22 protein-coding genes are annotated in these 19,342 nt (G+C 42.7%); 15 read left to right on the forward strand and 7 right to left on the reverse strand.

The window, feature by feature from the left end; all coding sequences use genetic code 11:
• The first annotated feature begins 150 nt into the window (after nucleotides 1-150).
• Together AC6H04_RS10925 and AC6H04_RS10930 are read left to right on the forward strand one after the other, a co-directional pair.
• Nucleotides 151-744, forward strand: coding sequence for a type IV toxin-antitoxin system AbiEi family antitoxin domain-containing protein (locus AC6H04_RS10925; RefSeq protein ID WP_497571700.1), 594 nt, complete (start codon nucleotides 151-153; stop codon nucleotides 742-744).
• The gene (locus tag AC6H04_RS10930; protein WP_497571701.1) at nucleotides 741-1,466 is read left to right on the forward strand and encodes a nucleotidyl transferase AbiEii/AbiGii toxin family protein; all 726 of its coding nucleotides are present in this window, start codon (nucleotides 741-743) and stop codon (nucleotides 1,464-1,466) included. The genes AC6H04_RS10925 and AC6H04_RS10930 overlap by 4 nt, the downstream gene beginning before the upstream one ends.
• A 245-nt stretch (nucleotides 1,467-1,711) precedes the next feature.
• Here the strand turns inward: AC6H04_RS10930 and AC6H04_RS10935 are convergent, their stop codons facing one another.
• The 5 genes from AC6H04_RS10935 to AC6H04_RS10955 all read right to left on the reverse strand — a co-directional run bounded on the left by AC6H04_RS10935 (nucleotide 1,712) and on the right by AC6H04_RS10955 (nucleotide 5,075).
• Nucleotides 1,712-2,518, reverse strand: a complete 807-nt coding sequence (locus AC6H04_RS10935; RefSeq protein ID WP_497571702.1) for an energy-coupling factor ABC transporter ATP-binding protein — start codon at nucleotides 2,516-2,518, stop codon at nucleotides 1,712-1,714.
• A complete protein-coding gene (locus AC6H04_RS10940; RefSeq protein WP_497571703.1) occupies nucleotides 2,499-3,341 on the reverse strand; it encodes an energy-coupling factor ABC transporter ATP-binding protein in 843 nt (280 codons plus the stop codon). The genes AC6H04_RS10935 and AC6H04_RS10940 overlap by 20 nt, the downstream gene beginning before the upstream one ends.
• Nucleotides 3,314-4,105 carry an energy-coupling factor transporter transmembrane component T gene (locus AC6H04_RS10945; RefSeq protein WP_497571704.1) on the reverse strand — a complete coding sequence of 264 codons (792 nt, stop codon included), beginning with the start codon at nucleotides 4,103-4,105 and terminating at the stop codon, nucleotides 3,314-3,316. Before AC6H04_RS10945 ends, AC6H04_RS10940 begins: the two co-directional genes overlap by 28 nt.
• Nucleotides 4,105-4,719 carry an ECF transporter S component gene (locus AC6H04_RS10950; protein WP_098826475.1) on the reverse strand — a complete coding sequence of 205 codons (615 nt, stop codon included), beginning with the start codon at nucleotides 4,717-4,719 and terminating at the stop codon, nucleotides 4,105-4,107. The genes AC6H04_RS10945 and AC6H04_RS10950 overlap by 1 nt, the downstream gene beginning before the upstream one ends.
• Before the next feature lie 188 nt (nucleotides 4,720-4,907).
• Complete coding sequence (locus AC6H04_RS10955; protein ID WP_497571705.1) at nucleotides 4,908-5,075, reverse strand: hypothetical protein; 168 nt, start codon at nucleotides 5,073-5,075, stop codon at nucleotides 4,908-4,910.
• Nucleotides 5,076-5,224: 149 nt separating this feature from the next.
• On the opposite strand from AC6H04_RS10955, the gene AC6H04_RS10960 reads away from it, so the two are divergent.
• The gene (locus AC6H04_RS10960; protein WP_497571706.1) at nucleotides 5,225-5,665 is read left to right on the forward strand and encodes a MarR family winged helix-turn-helix transcriptional regulator; all 441 of its coding nucleotides are present in this window, start codon (nucleotides 5,225-5,227) and stop codon (nucleotides 5,663-5,665) included.
• Nucleotides 5,666-5,817: 152 nt separating this feature from the next.
• On the opposite strand, the gene AC6H04_RS10965 is transcribed toward AC6H04_RS10960, so the two are convergent.
• The gene (locus AC6H04_RS10965) at nucleotides 5,818-7,311 is read right to left on the reverse strand and encodes an MFS transporter (RefSeq protein ID WP_497571707.1); all 1,494 of its coding nucleotides are present in this window, start codon (nucleotides 7,309-7,311) and stop codon (nucleotides 5,818-5,820) included.
• Nucleotides 7,312-7,517: 206 nt separating this feature from the next.
• Here AC6H04_RS10965 and AC6H04_RS10970 point away from each other — a divergent pair, with 206 nt between their 5' ends.
• Entirely contained in the window at nucleotides 7,518-8,339 is an 822-nt protein-coding gene (locus AC6H04_RS10970) for a hypothetical protein (RefSeq protein ID WP_497571708.1), read from the forward strand.
• A gap of 49 nt (nucleotides 8,340-8,388) precedes the next feature.
• Here AC6H04_RS10970 and gap read toward each other — a convergent pair whose 3' ends face one another.
• Complete coding sequence (gene gap / locus AC6H04_RS10975) at nucleotides 8,389-9,417, reverse strand: type I glyceraldehyde-3-phosphate dehydrogenase (protein WP_497571729.1); 1,029 nt, start codon at nucleotides 9,415-9,417, stop codon at nucleotides 8,389-8,391.
• Nucleotides 9,418-9,621: 204 nt separating this feature from the next.
• Between gap and AC6H04_RS10980 the strand changes: the two genes are divergently transcribed.
• The 11 genes from AC6H04_RS10980 to AC6H04_RS11030 all read left to right on the forward strand — a co-directional run bounded on the left by AC6H04_RS10980 (nucleotide 9,622) and on the right by AC6H04_RS11030 (nucleotide 19,341).
• Nucleotides 9,622-10,065 (forward strand): CopY/TcrY family copper transport repressor, encoded by a 444-nt coding sequence (locus AC6H04_RS10980; protein WP_497571709.1) that lies wholly within the window; start codon nucleotides 9,622-9,624, stop codon nucleotides 10,063-10,065.
• A gap of 131 nt (nucleotides 10,066-10,196) precedes the next feature.
• Complete coding sequence (locus AC6H04_RS10985; protein WP_497571710.1) at nucleotides 10,197-11,096, forward strand: hypothetical protein; 900 nt, start codon at nucleotides 10,197-10,199, stop codon at nucleotides 11,094-11,096.
• A 112-nt stretch (nucleotides 11,097-11,208) separates the two neighbouring features.
• Entirely contained in the window at nucleotides 11,209-12,123 is a 915-nt protein-coding gene (galU, locus tag AC6H04_RS10990; RefSeq protein WP_497571711.1) for a UTP--glucose-1-phosphate uridylyltransferase GalU, read from the forward strand.
• Nucleotides 12,124-12,222: 99 nt separating this feature from the next.
• Nucleotides 12,223-13,227 (forward strand): ROK family protein, encoded by a 1,005-nt coding sequence (locus tag AC6H04_RS10995; protein WP_497571712.1) that lies wholly within the window; start codon nucleotides 12,223-12,225, stop codon nucleotides 13,225-13,227.
• A 203-nt stretch (nucleotides 13,228-13,430) separates the two neighbouring features.
• Nucleotides 13,431-14,420, forward strand: a complete 990-nt coding sequence (locus AC6H04_RS11000) for an LCP family glycopolymer transferase (RefSeq protein ID WP_497571713.1) — start codon at nucleotides 13,431-13,433, stop codon at nucleotides 14,418-14,420.
• Nucleotides 14,421-14,482: 62 nt separating this feature from the next.
• The gene (locus AC6H04_RS11005) at nucleotides 14,483-15,343 is read left to right on the forward strand and encodes a YveK family protein (RefSeq protein WP_497571714.1); all 861 of its coding nucleotides are present in this window, start codon (nucleotides 14,483-14,485) and stop codon (nucleotides 15,341-15,343) included.
• Between the two features lie 11 nt (nucleotides 15,344-15,354).
• On the forward strand, nucleotides 15,355-16,092 hold the full coding sequence (locus AC6H04_RS11010) for a CpsD/CapB family tyrosine-protein kinase (protein WP_497571715.1): 738 nt from the start codon (nucleotides 15,355-15,357) through the stop codon (nucleotides 16,090-16,092).
• 12 nt (nucleotides 16,093-16,104) lie between these two features.
• Nucleotides 16,105-16,884, forward strand: coding sequence for a tyrosine-protein phosphatase (locus tag AC6H04_RS11015; protein WP_497571730.1), 780 nt, complete (start codon nucleotides 16,105-16,107; stop codon nucleotides 16,882-16,884).
• A 103-nt stretch (nucleotides 16,885-16,987) separates the two neighbouring features.
• On the forward strand, nucleotides 16,988-17,620 hold the full coding sequence (locus tag AC6H04_RS11020; protein WP_497571731.1) for a sugar transferase: 633 nt from the start codon (nucleotides 16,988-16,990) through the stop codon (nucleotides 17,618-17,620).
• 12 nt (nucleotides 17,621-17,632) lie between these two features.
• Nucleotides 17,633-18,412 (forward strand): glycosyltransferase, encoded by a 780-nt coding sequence (locus tag AC6H04_RS11025; protein WP_497571716.1) that lies wholly within the window; start codon nucleotides 17,633-17,635, stop codon nucleotides 18,410-18,412.
• Nucleotides 18,412-19,341: a glycosyltransferase family 2 protein gene (locus AC6H04_RS11030; protein WP_497571717.1), complete on the forward strand. Its 930-nt coding sequence runs from the start codon at nucleotides 18,412-18,414 to the stop codon at nucleotides 19,339-19,341. Before AC6H04_RS11025 ends, AC6H04_RS11030 begins: the two co-directional genes overlap by 1 nt.
• Nucleotide 19,342: the final 1 nt, after the last annotated feature.

A 19,342-nucleotide genomic window follows, 5' to 3' on the forward strand; every position in this document is an offset into this window, starting at 1 on the left:
TTAGTAAGTTTTTGTACATATTTTTAATCATAAAGTTGATCTACTTCACTTGGAAATGAAGAGTAGTCAGAGTTAGAATTATCCGTTTTATACTCACAATATGCTACAATATGAGTATAAAACGGATAATTTTAGTTAGGAGGCGATTTGATGACTCAGAAGGATAAAATCGAAGAATATCTAGCAAAAAATGCCGGACAAATTGATGCTAAGACTGCTGAATCGATTGGAATTTCATCTAGGACGCTTCGCAATATGTTTGCCCACAGAATGCTCGATAAAATAGCACCAGGTGTATATATTTCTCCTTTTGAGTTTGGCGATGATATGGCTGCTTTACAGTATCGGTTATCCAAGGGCGTTTTTTTCAAAGACACAGCATTGTTTTTATACGGAATGATGGATCGAACACCTAGTGTTTATGAAATGAATTTACCTTTACCCTATGCTTATAGCAAAATAGAAAATACACCAGTAAAATTATATCGGCAAAAGAAAGAACTTTATGAAATCGGCATCACTGAAACCAAAACTCCCAGTGGAAACACTGTTAAAGTTTACAATGTCGAACGAACGTTATGTGATATTCTTCGAACTAGGGATCGGTCTGATGCGGAGACAATCAAGCAGGCAATGAATAGTTATGTTCATATGAGGGTCAGAAACATTCAGTTACTTATGGATTATGCTAAAACATTTAAAGTTGAAGATGAAATAAGAAGGTACATGGAGGTTTTGCTGTGAAACTAAGGTTTTCTAATCAAAAACAGTTCCTAGCAAACATAAGAAAACTAGCTAAACAAAGAAATATTGCACCTCAAATTATGCTTCAAGAAGTAGTTTTGGATGATTTGATAGACCGTATTGCTCATTCCCGATATCAAAACAATCTCATACTGAAAGGCGGTTTTCTGATAGCCTCCATGATTGGTACTGATACTCGTTCAACACGAGATATTGATACCTCTATTACTGGGCTGCCGGTCACTAAAACAAAGATGATTGAGGTTTTTACAGAGATCTGTGAAATTGATCTCCCGGAAGATATCATTGATCTTTCAATTCTCAAAACTGATGATATCAGAGAAGATGATGAATACTCAGGATATCGTATGCACATTCAAGCACAAATTTACAGTACAAGGGTTGATGTAAAAATCGATATTTCAACTGGAGATGTCATTACTGAGCATGCCATTAGATATACTCACAAAATGCTATTGGAGGATCGAACGGTGCAAATCATGTCATACACAGTTGAAACCATTATTGCAGAGAAATTAGAGACAATTGTGAGTCGCGGGGATGCAAATACACGATTAAAAGATTTCTATGATCTCTATTTGCTGGAACATCAGGATTCTGTAGAAATCCGATTTGATGTTTTGAACCAGGCAATCCACGCAACTGCTACTAGGCGAGGAACAGAGAATCAAATAGGTCATTACATTGGAATACTCAATTAATTAAAAGATAGTGTAAACTTGCAGAAGTTGTGGGTTAATTACCAAAAAGCAAATGAATATACACGTGGAATTGATTTTGTTGATACTTGCAATATGGCAATTCTGTTGGTGCAAAAATCAGATGTGAAATAACGTGTTAGGATAATTAAAAAGCCGTTTTATACTCACAAATACCACAGAGTGAGTATAAAACGGATTTTCTAGTTTAAGATGCATATGGCATCGGATTAATCTTCTTCTGGATGTTAACGCTGCTCCAAATGCTTCTCAAAGTAATCCTCCGGCGTCAAATACACCCGTGCGTCATCAAATACTTCTTGGGCGATCTGCATGATTCGCGGTGTCATCAAACCAGTTTTCTGCACTAAATCTGAGTCAGCAAAAAAGTTTTCGGGTGATCCTTCAAAAATGACCTGACCATCAGCCAGGACATCCACCTTCGCAAAGGTTGCTGCCAGCCAGTCCATGTCGTGGGTAATGGCGATGACTTGGTGTTTTTCTTCAGCCAGTCGTTGCATCAAACGGGTGACCAGTTGTTGACTGGGCCAATCCAACGAGATCATGGGTTCATCGAACAAGTAGATCTGCGGGTTAATGGCTAACACCGTGGCAATGGCCAAGAGCTTCTTTTCTGGCATTGATAAATCAAAGGGATTCTTATCCTTCAGGTCCGTTAGACCCACTGTAGCCAGCGCCTCGTTAACCGTGTCGGCCACCACCGTAACATCAGTTTCAACCTGCGAGACACTCCAAGCGACTTCTTTTTCCACGGTGGCGTTAAAGAGCTGTGAACTGGGATCTTGAAACACGATGCCGATAGTCTTTAAGCGGTCTTCCGGCGTTAGGTTGGCTAAATCCTGATGGTTGATGTGAATTTCACCAGCTTGCGGCTGCACTAGTCCAGTGAGCAGTTTAAACAGGGTGGACTTACCCGCGCCGTTTTGCCCCGCAATCGCCACCAGATTTTCGTTAATGGTCAGTTGATCAATAGCCAACTTAAAGTCACTGGTGGGATACTGGTATTTTAACCCGTCAATTTGAATGCTGGTCATGAACGCACCCCCTCAGTTGATTGATATTCACCGGAAACAAGTCAGCGCCTAACGACCAATCCATGAGTTTGGCGAGTTGGTAGACCTTTGGCGTGCCAATCTGCCACTCAGGGTTCAGCTGGTTGATTACCTCCAGTGGTGTTCCTTTCCGGACTAACTCACCGTCCACCAAGACCCACAGCCGATCAGCAATTTCACATAAATCGTCAATTTCGTTTGAAACAATGAAAATCGTGGTGTTCTTAATACTTGCCAGCCAGTTGAAGAAGTCTGCGCGACCTTGCGGATCCATCTCACTGGTAGGGTCGTCTAAAATGAGAATGCTGGGCTCGGTAACAATGGCCGTAGCAATCGCCAGCCGTTGTAACTGGCCACCTGACAGTGAACTGGGCGACTGCTGCAGTTGCGCGGTTAACTGCATTTGAGCGGCAACGTCGGCCACCCGCCGCTGAATAGTAGTTTCATCCACCCCGTGGTTTAACAGGTCAAAGGCAATCTCATCAGCCACGGTATCCGCTAACCCGCTGAGTTGGCTATTAGGGTCTTGCAGCACAAAACCGGTCTGCCGATTGAGCACAGACCAGTCTTTAGTTGGTGATAAGTTGCCGATGTGGACGTTACCCGATAGTTGGCCGCCCATCATATTAGGAATAATGCCAGCCAGCACGCGACACAGGGTGGTTTTACCGGCGTTATGATTGCCGATAATTCCGATGATGCTGTTTAACGGTGCCGACACGTTGATATCGTGCAGTACTGTATCCGTGTCGTGCTGATAGGTGAAACTGAGATGAGTTATAGAAATCTGCTGAATATTTGCCATAGTTTACACCCGATTAGAAAGATAGTGAGAAAACTCAATAGATAATGATTGAACCGCGCCCTAACGTAATGATACTTCGGCGTGGCAAGAGTCCGTTCTGGACTGTCGAAACCTCGAAGTTGCAACGTAATAGAGCGGTTAATAGACTGATCAAACGTTTTGATGATTAACGGAATCAAAATCGGTAAAATTGAGCGCACCTTTTGAGTTACCGTTTTTTGGGGATTGATCCCGCGGGCGCGTTCCGCAAACTGGATTTTCTTCATGTTCTGCTGAATCTGAGGAAGGATGTAGCAAACCGACATGAGCAGATAAACCAGTTTGTACGGCAGCCCAACGGATTCCAGATACTTGGCGTTTTCCGAAATCGTGGTGGTACTCATGAAAAAGCCGATAGCGAAGATGATGATCAAGATTCGCGCGCTCATGGTCATGGCGTAAAGTACGCCTTCGCGGTAGACCGTAATGTTCATGACTGAAAAGAGCGGATGCACGTTGCCACTGTAAAATAGTCCCTGAATCAAAATCATGGTGACGATTAGAAAGAGGCAAAAGTACACTGCATTGACGGTGGCGGATGATAGCCGGGACAAAAGTAATAGCACAAAAGAAATCACGACTAGGCTGACTTCGAAGTAGAGGTTCGTGAACACGAACGACAACATGGTCAAAAAGAGAGCCACCAGCAGTTTGGTCACGGGGTCGATGAGATTATACCAGTGGATTTTCGCTATTTTTGAAAGACTATTATCCCGAATTTCCATTATTGATTGTCCTTAAAGTAGTTGATCATGCGTTGTGGTAGCTGACGGTAAATGAAGAAGGCGATGTAGGCCACAACGACTTTATCCAAAATATCCAGTACGAATTCGTCAGTGAATGAGGCGATCCAGATGTTGATGTGATTACCAATCATGGTAGCGAACAGTGCGTCGCCCCACGGAATACCGGTTTGCCCGCCCCAGAAAATGACGTTTAATGGTGTTGAAATAATGGCTGACGTTAAGGCGATTAAAATAGCTGAAACGAAGACACGCTTGGCGTTGCTGAACCAGCCACGGTTGAATAACACCCCGACCACAATACCAATGGCGATACTGGTGATGGAATACACAGTTGAAACGGGTGATAGAGTTAAGCCGTAAATAATGTTGTTGATAAAACCGCTGATTGCGCCGGCAGTGGGGCCAGCCAGCATACTGGCTAAATAAGTCCCCAGAGACCCTAACCACAGCGGTAATTTTAGCCCCTCCGCGAAGGCCTTAGCCACGTAGTTAATGCCCACAGCCGCGGGAATCAGCGTTACGGTTGCCACCGACAGATGAATCTTCCACATATTGAAACGATTACCCTTGTTTTCAATGCCGTTTTCCTTCATGCTAAACTCTTCTCTGTTAGATATTAGATGATGAAGTCTTTAAAGTAAAAGTAAAATCCACTTAAAACAGATTGAACTAAAAGGTGTTTTTTACTTTTATTTTATTGCTCACTAATCTAATCTATTTTCCATCGCTTGTCAAGAATGTTAGATTGAAGTCGTCAAGTATTTAACAGTCAGAGTGTCGGTTACTTCACATTTTTCTTGAGCTCAGTCATGCGCTGATCACACAAATCACGCAGATCATTTAAGTCCTGATAGAGCTGAGATTGCTCGGCCTCATCGTTCACTTCCAGACGAGTGATTTGTTTAGCGGCTGAAATTACGTTGCGATAATATCGATCTAAGGTTTTCATCACAATTCCTCCTCCGTAAAGTCACCTTGAGTATACCTCGATTGAGTAAATTCACAACGAAAACTCACGATATTTTAAACTTAAGGTTTAATCTGTGCTGGCAAACGGTATAATTAAATCAATTACGCAGATTAACAGGAGGGATCATTTTGACTTTACAAACTTTTCCGGGGGATCTCGCTCAGAGCTTCTCCATTATTCACCGCGCCTTCCAACGGGACACGCAACCAGTTTACAAAAAATTAAATTTAAACGTCACCAACGCCTACATATTACTGTTGCTGGAGCAGCAGGGAGAGCATAGTCAAAACGAATTAGCGAAAAGATTGGTGATCAATAAGGGTCAAATTACCAGAGAAATCAAGCGCTTGTCAGAGTTGGGCTACGTGTCGCAGACCCAATCCATGGATAATCGAACCACCAACGTCATTAAGATTACGGAGGCAGGCAGCCAGGTGGTACCCAAGATCGTGGATATCCGGAATAAGTGGTGGCAGCAAAGGCTGGATCAGAGTCATGTGGATGTCAATGGGCCGTTTGCGGAGACCTTGCAGGCGGTGATGAGGGGATTGATTGAGAGGGATAAATAGAGCAGAGCGTGGAAAAAGGCGCCTATGCCCCAGAATATAAGACGAAAAAACGGTATCCCGGTGGTTCTCCGGGATACCGTCTTTTTGTCTTATATGGCAGGGGCATGCCTTTTGGAACGCGTTTAGGCTATGAGGCCTAAAACATTCTCAAACTAAGAAGCCGATTTAGCCTCCAGCTTCGCATACTTAACCTTCTTCAACTGTTGCGCCCAAATGTTGATTCCACCAGCAATCAGCATCAGGACCAGCGAAACTAACATAATGTTATGCAGCCCGTTATGCAGGATCACCCGCATTTGCGGAATCAAGTGAGCAGGTAACGACCCAACGGATTGGGCGTCACTTAATTTGTTCATCATTTTCATGGTGATTTGACCACCTGAAGCAGCCACGCCACGACGTAGAGCGCTGTTCATGATCAGCCCGAAAATCGAGGCCATAAACGTTTGGCTGAGCATTCGCACCAAGAAGCTGAAGGAAGTGGCAATGGGAACATCGCTGCTGTCCGCATCTTCTTGGACTTTGACCTGCAGTTCGTTAAAGCAGGCACCGTTACCGAAGCCTTCAAACACACCAGCCACCAGCAACAGCCAGTAAGGGGCTTTGACGCCCATCACCACCATCAGCAGGAAGGACAATACCAAGGTGATGATCCCAATGGCAATTACCTTCTGCGGCCTGAGAAACCGTCGCATAGGCGCCACTGAACCAGAGCCTAGAAAATCGGTGATTGAACTTGGAATCTGGGTAGCACCACCAATCAACGCGCTGGTACCTAAGAGCGCCTGTGCCCACATGGGACTGTAGATCAAGAAGCCCAAAAAGGCGCCCCAGATGAGGATAAATAAGGCGAAATCAATCATCAGTGGCCGGTTCTTGAACAGTCGCTGAGGAATGATGGGGTCTTCCACGCGATTTTCGTAGTGTAACAGTACACCTAGGCAGATTACGGCGAAGACGATCACGGCAATGACCACTGTTGTACTGACGCTGCCAATCATTTCAATACCGGCTAATAACGCAATCAGGCCAACACTCATGAGGCAGGCACCGACGTAATCCACGGCGCTGTCTACCCGGTACTTCGGGTTCGACTTGTAGTAGATCTGAACCAGAATCGCGGAAACCAGTCCCACCGGCACGTTGAGGAAGAACACCCAGTGCCAGCTAAAGGCATCCACGATGTAGCCGCCGACTAACGGGCCGATGATGGTGGCCATACTGTAGCTGGCTGATACGAAGCCCAGCACTTTCATACGTTTGCGAGGGTTTTCGTATAAATGAGCGTAAATGATGTAGGGTAGTGACACCACACCACCGTTCCCGATCCCAGCAATCGTTCTGGAAATAATCAGAAAGACGATGTTAGGTGAAATCCCTTGGAGAAATGACCCCACCACGAAGAACATGGCAGCCAATTGGTATGCCTGTTTGTTACCGATATGTTCGCCTAATTTACTCCAGAGCAGGGTGCTAACGGCTGTTCCCAACAGGAAAACGGCGACGATCCAGCCCATTAGTTCAATCCCATGAAGGTCGGAAATAATTGCGGGTAACGCGGTGTTAATAATGGTGTTATCAAGACCACTCATGGCATTGGACAGGAGTAGCGCGCAGGTGACGATGAAGATGTTTCGTTTTGACACAGAAGCGCCTTCTTTCAATGGTAGTTTGTTGAGACATCTATAAGTTATTTACTGTCATATTATAACAACCTTTATATCTTACAACGAACGGCCTAGTGATGAAAGGCACAATCTGGATGTAACCGCTATATTGGCAAATTAGAGGGATTGCATTAAGCAAATGCCAACGTTAAGGTAAAAATAGAATACTTGTTTTGGAGGGATAAATGATTATGAAATCACGTCTACGTCAATTAATGGTAATCAGTATAGCTGGGGTAGCCTTACTCAGTTTAGCAGGGTGCGGCCACTCAACGGATGCGACCAAAGCCAGCAAGGTGGCCTTTGCCACTACAGCACAAAATCCCAAGGAGCAGGTCTGGTATCGGCTCAACACTGCCACGCCAAAGCCTAACAGTCAGGTCAACGATATTTTGATCCAGCAAAAGGGTCAGATCACTGATTATCAGGTACGGGGGATTTCCCTAACTGAATTGAACCATAAGAGTGTCGCCCAAACAGTCACCTTAGCCAAAAACAATGAGCGAACAGCCTTCAACCACACGCTGAAGAAACAGCAGACCAATTACCAAGGTGAACTGAAACTCGACAAGTCCAATCAGAAAAACTCGGATCAATATACCTATAAGAAGGGTATCGAACAGGCGAACACTGAGGCCAAGCAGGATCAGCAGCGCTATGACCAATTCAAGAAATCGACCCAACATCTCCACTTCACAGCCACCAAAGCCTATCCAGTCACCGCCAAAGTCGGCAAGAACAAGAGTGGCAAGCAAGTCACCAGTGAAATCATCACGCTCACTGCTCAAAAGTGGCAGTTCGGCACAGCCGGCAGCGGTACCGTCAAACAAGTCCCACAACGCACTCAAATTGCCTTACACATTGATAATCTCATGGCAAAACCCGTAACGGTGAATAATACCAAGTACATCGGTTACTACGGTTCCCCAGATGCACTGATCACCAAGACTACCAACGCCAAGGCCGAAGCGAACTTCGATACCCCAAGCGTTCACGGTGTCCACTAAAAGTAAAAACACGGCCAATGCCTCAGCCGTGTCAGTCAAAAAGTTTCAATTATTCACCATAATTCTGCGCGTTAGCAAACGCCTTAGCCGTCCGCACCATGTTGGAAACGAAGCCGTACTCGTTATCGAACCAAGTAGCGGTCTTCACCACCTGATACTTGCCGTTAGAGGTGACTTCCGTCAGGGTTGGGTCAAACACGCCCCCGTGGGTATCGCCGATGATGTCGGATGAAACGATGCTGTCTTCATTCCAGCCAAAGGACTCGTTGTACACCGTGTAGGGCTTGATTGCTTCGTTGATCTGGTCAGCCGTGACGTTCTCAGTGGCCAGTACGGAGACTAACTCGCACACGGAACCATCGATCACTGCTACCCGTTGTGCGTGGCCTTGGAGATGACCGTCAATTTCGGGAATCACTAGACCAATGGCTTTGGCAGCGCCAGTGGAATGGGGAATGGTGTTGGCAGATGCGGTACGGTTCGGCCGTAACTTGCTGCCCTTGGGCCCATCCAGAATCATTTGTGAGCTGGTAAAGGCGTGAATTACGGTCATGGTGCCCACCTCTAAACCAAACTCCAGATTCAGCGCGTAAGCCATGGGTGCTAAGGCGTTGGTGGTGCAGGACCCCGCCGAGATAATGGTATCGTCTGGGGTGAGGGTGTCGTCATTCACACCGTAAACGATGGTCTTGATGGGACCCGCTGGGGCGGAAATCAGGACTTTCTTCACACCGGCATCCAAGTGAGCTTGCGACTTTTCCTCCGAAGTGTAAAAGCCGGTACATTCCAGCACCAGTTCCACGTCGTTGTTGTCTACCCAAGGGATGTTCTTGGCGTCACGCTCCGCATAGACGCGGTAGGTGTGATCGTCAATAATCAGTGAGTCGTCGGTAGCCGATACGTCATAGGGTACCGTCCCGTGAGTGGTGTCATACTTAAACAAATAGGCCAGCATCGACGGTGTTGTTAAATCGTTGATGGCGGTGACTTCAATATCCGGGTCGTTTAACTCCAATACCCGGCGTAGTACTAACCGGCCAATGCGGCCAAATCCATTAATGCCTACTTTAACCATGATCATTCCTCCTTAGTCAGTCGCCTGGTGGCAACTTTGATGCTTATTATACGGGGATAGTTGACGATGACAACTAAACTGACTTCAGGTATAGACCGGAACGGTGAGGGTGGGTATAATGGAAATGAAACAAGGTAATTGATTGACTTAATACGCAAACATGGTAAACTGCATGTAGAGTTACAACTGTAAACGGAGGAAAAAAGCATGAGCGAAGCGGTACAAAATTCCATTGAGGAGATCACGCCATCAGAGTGGGAACTGATGCGCATCGTGTGGACCAAAGGCCAGCTTTATTCCCGTGAGCTGATCGACCTGATGCAGGCCAAGCGGTCGTGGTCGGACTCCACCATCAAGACACTATTGCGCAGGCTGGTGAAAAAGGGTCTGCTGCAGACCGAGAAGCAGGATCGCCGGTTCCTCTATACGGCCACCATCAGTGAGACTGAAGCCATGAACGGCTCAGCCCAGCAGCTTTTTGATCACTTGTGTGCCATGAAAAAGGGCGAGACGCTGTTGAACCTCATCCAGCACGTGGAGCTGACACAAGCCGATATTCAAAAGTTACAGGCGGCCTTGACTGAGAAAGCCAAAACCGCGCCGACAGAAGTGGCCTGTGACTGCCTCCCTAATAACGCCAAGTGCGACTAACAAATGATTACCAGCCATTAATTGACTGATAATCATTTTTTTATTTATGTCGTCAAAAAGCCTGAATAAACTTTGTTATACTATAATAGATATATTAATGAGTACGAAGTTTTGAAATGGGGAAGATACAAATGGCGGAAGTATATGGAGAAGACTTTTCACGCGAATGGGGCGCCTTTATTCGATTTTTGCGAAAGCATCAATTGATGGATGTCTTGGACTTGCAAACGACCAAGGTTGCGGTTCACGGCTTTTTTAAAATCATGGCGGAAAAAGTTAAGATCTCTTTCAAACAATGGAATACGGGCAATATCCACCTTGGCCTTTATCGTTTCTTGAGCAGTGCTTATCAAGAAGAAATGGATACATTACAGACTGACCAAATTTATGAGTCAATCACGACTTTCCTAATGGTTGAAGCTGAAACCAAACGGATTAACATGGACTACAATCAGCTGAATACGTTGATGCTGCCAGTGAAGACAGCGTACCTGTTCTTATATGGTGCCGAGGAATCGCTGCCGCAGTGGCAACGGGCGACCAGCTTTTCCGTGCGCAATTACGTGAATCAGTGGTTCAACGAATTTGTTCAATCACCAGAGTGTACGCCATTACTCAAACAAAATGATGAGTCTGAGCTACAGACGTACATCATGATTTTTGCTGACGCGCTCTACAACCGCCAGCGTAAAACGGTTAAAAACACCGGGATGCATGACGTGGAAATATTGCTGAAACACTTATTTCCTGGTCTACTATTCAAGAAACAGGAATATCAACAGATTCGACCAACGTTAACCGCCTTCTTCAACTTTACTCAGCGCGCTGGTTATTTGCGTCCGGAACAAGCGAAGCGAATCATTCACGGTGTTGAAAGGGGCTCGGCAGCGATGTTGCATGAGCTGGAAGCCCACGACTGGTATCAGTTCCCCAAACTACGCTATGTTGCTCTAGAACAGCAGGATCAACGTGACAATGATAGTCAGTGGGTACAGGCTATTTTTCAGCAGTTAGACGAAGTTGAACATTAAGCAGCGAAATGTTCTGAAGATTTGGTTAAATTATCCCTCATCTCCTTAGACATAGTGTAAAATGAAAGATAGCTGTAATCAGCACTATTCTGTTAATAGAGGAGATTTCATCATGAAAGTACGTAAAGCGGTGATTCCGGCTGCCGGTCTTGGGACCCGGTTCCTGCCAGCAACCAAAGCGCTTGCTAAGGAAATGTTGCCTATTGTGGACAAACCAACAATTCAGTTTATTGTTGAAGAAGCAAAGGCCAGTGGGATCGAAGATATTCTGATCATTGAGGGGAAACAGAAGCGTTCAATCGAAGACCACTTTGATTCTGCGCCTGAACTGGAACAGAACTTGAAGGAAAAGGGTAAGACCAAGTTACTTGATTTAGTTCAAGAAACCACGGCTGCCGCAGGGATGAACCTGTACTACATTCGTCAGCCATATCCTAATGGTCTAGGGGACGCCATTCGTTACGCCAAGTCATTTATCGCCGATGAACCCTTTGTGGTGATGTTAGGCGATGATTTGATGAATGATGAAGTACCATTGACCAAACAGTTGATCAACGAGTATGAGAAGACCCACGCTTCAATCCTGGCCGTTAAAAAGGTACCTCATGACGAAGTATCCGCTTATGGTGTCATCGATCCTCAAAACAAAGTCGATACTGATTTATATAACGTCAGCCGCTTCGTTGAAAAGCCAGCCGTAGAAGACGCACCTAGTGACCTGGCTATTATTGGCCGTTACCTGTTGACACCAGAAATCTTTGATGTATTAGCTAAACAGAAGCCTGGTAAGGGTGGCGAAGTGCAGTTAACGGATGCCATCGATACTTTGAACCAGACGCAACGGGTTTTTGCCCACGAATTTAAGGGCCAACGTTTCGATGTTGGTAACAAGTTCGGCTACGTAAAGACCAACGTGGAATACGGATTGACCCACCCTGAAATCAAGGATGAATTACGTCAATATATTCTGGATACTGCGGATAAGCTCCGTAAAGAAGACCAAAGTAACAAACCAAAGAATAAATAGTCGACCCTAGATTCAGTGGGTTTGCGGAAGGCCAGCTCATGATGAGTGGGCCTTTTTATATGGGGTCAGTTCATGGTGAGTGTCCTTGGTGGTACAATTATGGTATTATCATTAAAACGCTTACAGGCAGGTGATGGTTCTATGTATCTCGGTATCGATTTAGGAGGCACTAATATCAAGCTTGGCCTCCTTGACGATGATCTAACCGTGCAAGCAAAATTAAAAGTTGCCACCGAATCAGAAACGAATAGTGAAACGGTCATGAATAACCTCATCTCTGGGGTGAAACAGTTATTGATCAAAACGCAAACAGGCACTGACCAGATCAAAGCTATTGGTATAGGTGTTCCTGGTCAGATGGATATTAAGGCAGGACTGTCAATTTTCTCGCCTAACTTTAGTCACTGGGATAACGTGCCAGTGGTCCAGTTGATTGAAGACCAGTTCCATATCCCTACCTATATGGATAACGATGTCAGAGTTAATCTGTATGGCGAATGGCAGCTAGGTGCCGGTAAAGGTAAACAGGACGTGCTGATGGTGACGTTAGGTACCGGACTTGGTGCTGCTATGATCACCAACGGTCAGATGATGTACGGTAAATCTAATTCCGCCGCTGAGTTAGGCCATCTCAATATGTACCGTCATGGTCGTCCGTGTGCTTGTGGCAGTTCTGGCTGTCTGGGCCGTTACGTGTCCGCTAGAGGAATGGTGAAGACTGTTCAGGAACATTTAGCGGCTGGTGAGCAAAGCGTGATTACCGAATGGACACATCACGATGAAACCAGGATTACTGCTCAAATGGTTTCGGATGCTTATGATCAGGAAGACACCATGGCTCAAAAGGTCATGCAGGAGACTGGTGAAATCCTTGGTTACGGCTTATCTTCAGCAATCAATATGTTCAATCCAGAGCGGGTAATTATTGGTGGTGGCGTAGCTGCAGCAGGTGATCGGCTATTAAAGCCAACTAAAGAAGTGATTGCTGGTCACGCGCTGAAGGTTGCCCGTGAGGTGTGCGACATTGTGTCCGCTCAGCTTGGTCCTTGGGCTGGGATGATTGGTGCGGGTGTTTACGCAAAGCAGCAAGTAAAAGTCGTCTAAGTGGCAAAAGGAAGCTTTTTTATGATTTCAGTATCGCCTTCAGCAAAATTTTCTGTACAAACGAGAGAAAGAGTCATTAATATATCGTCATAACCTTGACGAAGTATTGGTAATGTGGAAAAATGAATTAGTTATAATAATTGCGATCATTCGTTTTTTTAGAAACCCATCTTTTCATGGTGGGGTTGGGAGAATTGAGAAACATGAGTGAAGATAACAAAGAATTACATCAAGCAAACAATCATATTCATCATCACCATCATCACAGGCATCATCGGGTGCGTAACTTCTTGATTTGGTTGGTTGCGATTATTGTTGTGGCTGCAGGTGGTTATGTGGCTTATGCTTGGCACAAACTATCAGAGACATCAAAGGTGGTTTATCAACCGTCTGGTGCACCGAGGTTGCGAGATGCTTCGAAGGTGCTTTCCAGCAAGAAGCCAGTCTCAATTCTGTTACTTGGTACCGATACTGGCGCATTAGGACGTTCTTATAAAGGTCGGACGGATACTATCATGATCATGACAATCAATCCAAAGACCAATAAGTCCACGATGGTTAGTCTACCTCGGGATATGAAGGTAAACTTGCCGGGTTACGCAAAGTATTCGCCAGCTAAGATTAATGCTGCTTATACTTATGGCGGTACTAAAGAGACAATTGCAACGGTCCAGAAGTATCTGAATGTTCCAATTGACTACTATCTGTTAGTTAATATGGGTGGCCTGGAAAAAGCCATTAATAAAGTCGGTGGTGTTGACGTAGTTTCGCCATTGTCGTTCAATTACGATGGTGCAACTTTCACTAAGGGACAAAAATATCATTTAAACGGTAGCAAGGCCTTAAAGTTTTCTCGGATGCGCTATGATGATCCACGTGGTGACTATGGTCGTCAGGAACGTCAACGTTTGATTATTTCAGCGTTATTGAAGAAGTCAATTTCTTATAAGACAGTTTTGAATAATGACTTTTTGATTGCCATTTCAGATGAAATGCAAACTGATCTAACTCGTAGCGATATGCTTGGATTGGCTTTAAACTATCGATCAGCTGGCAAAAATATGACTTCAGATCACGCACAGGGTAAGACAGATATGCTGGGCGGACAATCGTTTGAAGTTGTTTCTTCAGCAGAACGGACTCGGGTTTCTAATGAGTTACGTAGTAATTTAAGCCTTAGTACTTCTAATTAAAGTATGATTAACAATCATTGCAGTTACATCTAATAGAAAAATACCCATCTCGGAGGAAAAGCATGGAAAGCACCCTAGATTTAAAAAAGATGTTCGGCATCTTACGCAAGCATTTAGTTTTCATCATTATTGCTACAATTGGTTTTGGAATTATAGCGTTTGGAATATCTGACTTTGCAATGACACCAAAATATACTTCAACCACTCAGTTACTAGTTAATCAAAGAAGTAATGATAATCCAGCGTTTGCCTATCAAAATCAGCAAGCTGATGTTCAAATGGTTAGCACATATAAAGATATAGTGACTAATCAAGTTATTCTGACACAGGTTCAAAAAAATCTTGCACATCCGGAGAAGTTAGTTCGTAAAGCCACCAAGGCAGTTTATCGAACCAGCGCAGTCACAGGAAAAAGAGTTTTGGTTCGAGCTGCTAAGCCAGCTGTTTATAAAGCAACTGGGAGTGCATATAAAGTTAGTGTTGGAGAATTAAAAAGCGCTATTTCATTAAGCAGCCAGCAGAATTCTCAAGTGTTTGCAGTAAATGTTGAAACAGACGATCCTAATAAATCTGCTGCAGTCGCCAATGAGATTGCGCAAGTCTTTAAGTCTAAGATTAAGACAATGATGCGTATTAATAACGTTTCAACCATTTCGAAAGCTACCCCGAACTATAGCAAAACGTCACCAAACACAAAGTTAATTATTCTCCTTGGCTTAATTGTAGGCTTTCTAATTGGTATCGGCTATGCCTTCATTAAAGAATTGACAGATACTACTGTTAAGGATGATGAATTCTTACAAACTGATTTAGGTTTAACCAACCTGGGGCATATTGCATCAATTAGGATTAGTAATGGGAAACAATTTGTGAAGTCTAGCGGAAGTCGGACTTCAAATCACACGAAGCGCGTCCGAGTTTAGGAGGATTTAGAATGTCACTATTTCATCATAAAAAAAGACTTTCAACGGATACTATCGATAATGGGGCCAAATTGGTCACGGCGGTTGAACCAAAGAATGTTGTTTCTGAACAATTTCGAACTGTTAGAACAAATATCGATTTTTCTAGTGTTGATAAAGATATTAGAACATTGTTATTTACATCGTCAGATGTTAGTGAAGGTAAATCTACAGTATCAGCAAACTTAGCCGTGGTCTGGGCACAGCAAGGGAAAAAAATATTGTTTGTGGATGCTGATTTACGACTACCAACTTTACATTCCACGTTTGATTTGAGTAACGCGCAAGGTTTGTCAACTATTTTGGCAAATGATGAGGACTACAAGACAATTGCCGATATGAATGTAATCGATAATTTATCAGTTATTACCAGTGGCCCAATACCACCCAACCCAGCTGAACTTTTAAATTCAAATCGAATGAAAGGCTTTTTAGAATCAGTAGAAAATGATTTTGATTTAGTCGTTTTTGATGTTCCACCGTTATTATCTGTAACAGATACTCAAGTACTAGCTGCTAATGTCGATGGTGTCGTGCTGGTAGTGAGACAAGGAATTGCACAACGTGCGGCAGTTCAGCGTGCGAAAGAATTATTATCGATAGTACATGCTAATTTATTGGGCTATGTGTTAAACGATATGGCGCCGAAAAATGGATATGGATACGGGTATGGATATGGATACGGGTATGGATACGGGTACGAGCAATAGATTGGAAGGATAATCTTGATGATAGATCTTCATTGTCATTTGCTTCCAGGGGTAGATGACGGTTCAGCTAATATGGAAGTTTCGCTAAAACTAGCTACCGAAGCGGTTAATGATGGTGTGACTCATGCTCTATTAACTCCTCACCACATGAATGGAAAGTATATCAATCATAGAGACAAAGTTGTTCGAATGACAAATGCTTTTCAAGAACAACTCAGTCAGCATAAGATTCCATTAACCGTTTTTCCAGGTCAAGAAGTAAGAATTAATGGTGATCTATTAAAGGCATTAGATCGAAATGATATTCTATTTGCAGATGAGAATAATCGATATTTGATGCTAGAATTTCCAGATGATGATGTTCCCACGTACACCACTGACATGATTTATCAATTGCAACAGCGAGGTATAGTGCCAGTTATTGTTCATCCAGAGCGCAATACTAAAATTATTCGGAATCCAGATTTAATTTATGATTTACTTGAAAAGGGTTGTTTATCACAAATTACAGCTAGCAGTTATGTTGGAACTTTCGGCAAAAAAGTTGAACATTTTAGTCAGCAACTGATTGAAGCTGGCCAAGCATATGTTTTTGCATCAGATGCACATAATCTGCCTGGGCGAAAATATGAAATGAGTAAAGCTTTTGAGAAAGTAAAAAAAGAGTTTGGTCAAGAGTTGGCTGAAGAATTTGAGAGTAATGCGAAAGCAATTATTAATGGGGAGTCGGTAAATGCCCATTCAATTCATGCTATAAAAAAAAGACGGGGGAAATTTTGGGGAATTTTTTGAATTAAAGGGGAGATAATTTATGGAAGCAGGAAACCATAAAGGACAAGTACGGGAGTATCTGGATATGAGCGACAAGGATTCTCTTATAAAACCTGGAGAACAAATGTTAGATCAGGAAAAAATAGATTCAAGATTTTTTTATCGAACTACTAAAAAGATAATAGATAAGATTGTAAGCCTTGTTGCGCTAATAGTTTTAAGCCCAGTATTTTTGATTGTTAGTTTTTTGATAAAGCGAGAAGACAATGGCCCAGTGTATTATGTGCAACGGCGTATAGGACGTAGTGGTAAAATTTTTAATATGTATAAGTTTCGTTCTATGGTTGTACATGCAGATCAAAAGATTGATAAGTTAGCTGATAAGAATGAAGTAGACGGTGCAATGTTTAAAATGAAAGATGATCCGCGCGTTACAAACATTGGACGTGTAATCCGTAAATATAGTATTGATGAGTTACCACAATTGGTAAATGTGCTTCGTGGAGATATGGCACTCGTTGGCCCACGACCACCATTGGAAAGAGAAGTGCAAGAGTATACGAATTATGACTGTCAGCGTTTGATGGTTACCCCTGGCTGTACAGGGTTGTGGCAAGTTACGGAAAGAAATAGTGTTGGTTTTCATGAAATGGTCAATTTAGATATTGAATACATCAAACGTTCAAGCCTGTTATTTGACTTTGAAATTCTAATTAGAACAATTGGAGTTATCATAAAACCTAATGATGCATACTAGGAGAGAAATCTTTTGAAAATTTCGTATTCAATTGTTTTATATAATAATTCGGTGTCTCAAATATCAGAATTGATGAATAATCTGGTAGATACTGCTCCTATTAATTTCAAATGTGAATTTTATTTTGTGAATAATTCACCACAAAATAAGTCAATCACGGAATTCTTAAAAAAAAAGTCAAAGGAAGCTTCGGAATTCCATGTAATAATTGCTAAAGCTAATAAGGGATTTGGTGCAGGTCATAATCTTGCAATTTCAGAAGTTAAATCAGATTATCATATCATAGTTAATCCGGATGTCACAGTTCCAGACAACAAACAAATTGAACACATGGTATCCTATATGGCGATGAATGACATAGTGCTCTTGTCACCCTTAATTCGTTATAGTGATGGCGAAATTCAAAAATTGGTGAAACATAATCCGACTCTTCTTGATATGGGGATTCGTTTCTTAGGAGACAATCTCTTTAAGAAAAGGCAAGACTGGTTCAATTATTCCCATGAGGGGTATGACCATATTTATCGGGCTTCAAATTTTCCGGGATCATTTTTGGTTTTTAAGACTTCAATTTTAAAAAGTATACATGGATTTGATGAACGTTACTTTTTATATATGGAAGATTGTGATATTTCTCGGTCTATGTCAGAAAGAGGAAAAGCTATTTTCTTCCCATATGCTTATGTCATTCATGAGTGGCAGCGAAATAATAGAAAAAGCATTACTGGAGTTTTGCAAATGGTGAACAGCATGACAAAATATTTTAATAAATGGGGTTGGAAGTTGTGGTAATGAGTCAAAAAGCAAAAGTTGCAATATTATTATCAACTTACAATGCTGAAAAATATCTTGAAGACCAAATCAATTCAATAATTAAGCAAACTTATTCGGACTGGAACTTATTTATAAGAGATGACGGGTCATCTGACTCAACAATGGAGTTAATCAATAAGTTCATCTCACAGGATAGCAGAATAAGACTATTTGATGGAAAATCGGCTGAAAATATTGGGGTTAAGCGATCTTTTTTTAAGTTGTTGAATTCTGTGCAAGCCGATTTTTATATGTTTTGCGATCAGGATGATTATTGGCTTCCAAATAAAGTTGCGGTGACCTTACAAACTATGCTCAGGGAAGCATACAATGAACTACCAATATTGGTTCATAGTGATTTGGAAGTCGTTGATGAAAAATTGAAAGTGATTTCGCCTTCATTCATATCTAAACAACATTTGCAAGCCTATTTACCACTAGAGCAGCTTATAGTACAGAATAATGTCACTGGATGTACAGTGATGATAAATCAACGACTGAAAGCAAAATTAGCTTTTGTTCCTGACCAAGCAATAATGCATGATTGGTGGATGGCTTTAATTGCCGAAACATTTGGACATATTGAATTTATTAACGTGTCTACAATCATGTATCGGCAGCACGGTAACAATGTAATTGGATCTTCTAGCCTTTTTGGTAAATTGAAACAGGGATATAACTATAGTGAGATTATTAAAAGCTTAAATAACGTTTCTTTGCAAGACCGTGCTTTCTTAAAAGTATTCGGTCAAAAGCTTTCTGACAGACAGTATGATTTGTTTTCGCTTGGGGCTGATTTTTTGCAGATGTCCAGATTGAAAAGGATCTTTTTATTAAATAAATATGGAATTAAGAAAAATGGTCTACTTAGAAACATACTTTTTAAAATTGTCACATTCTTGCACTAAG

Source organism: Secundilactobacillus sp. MJ173, from assembly GCF_059704265.1.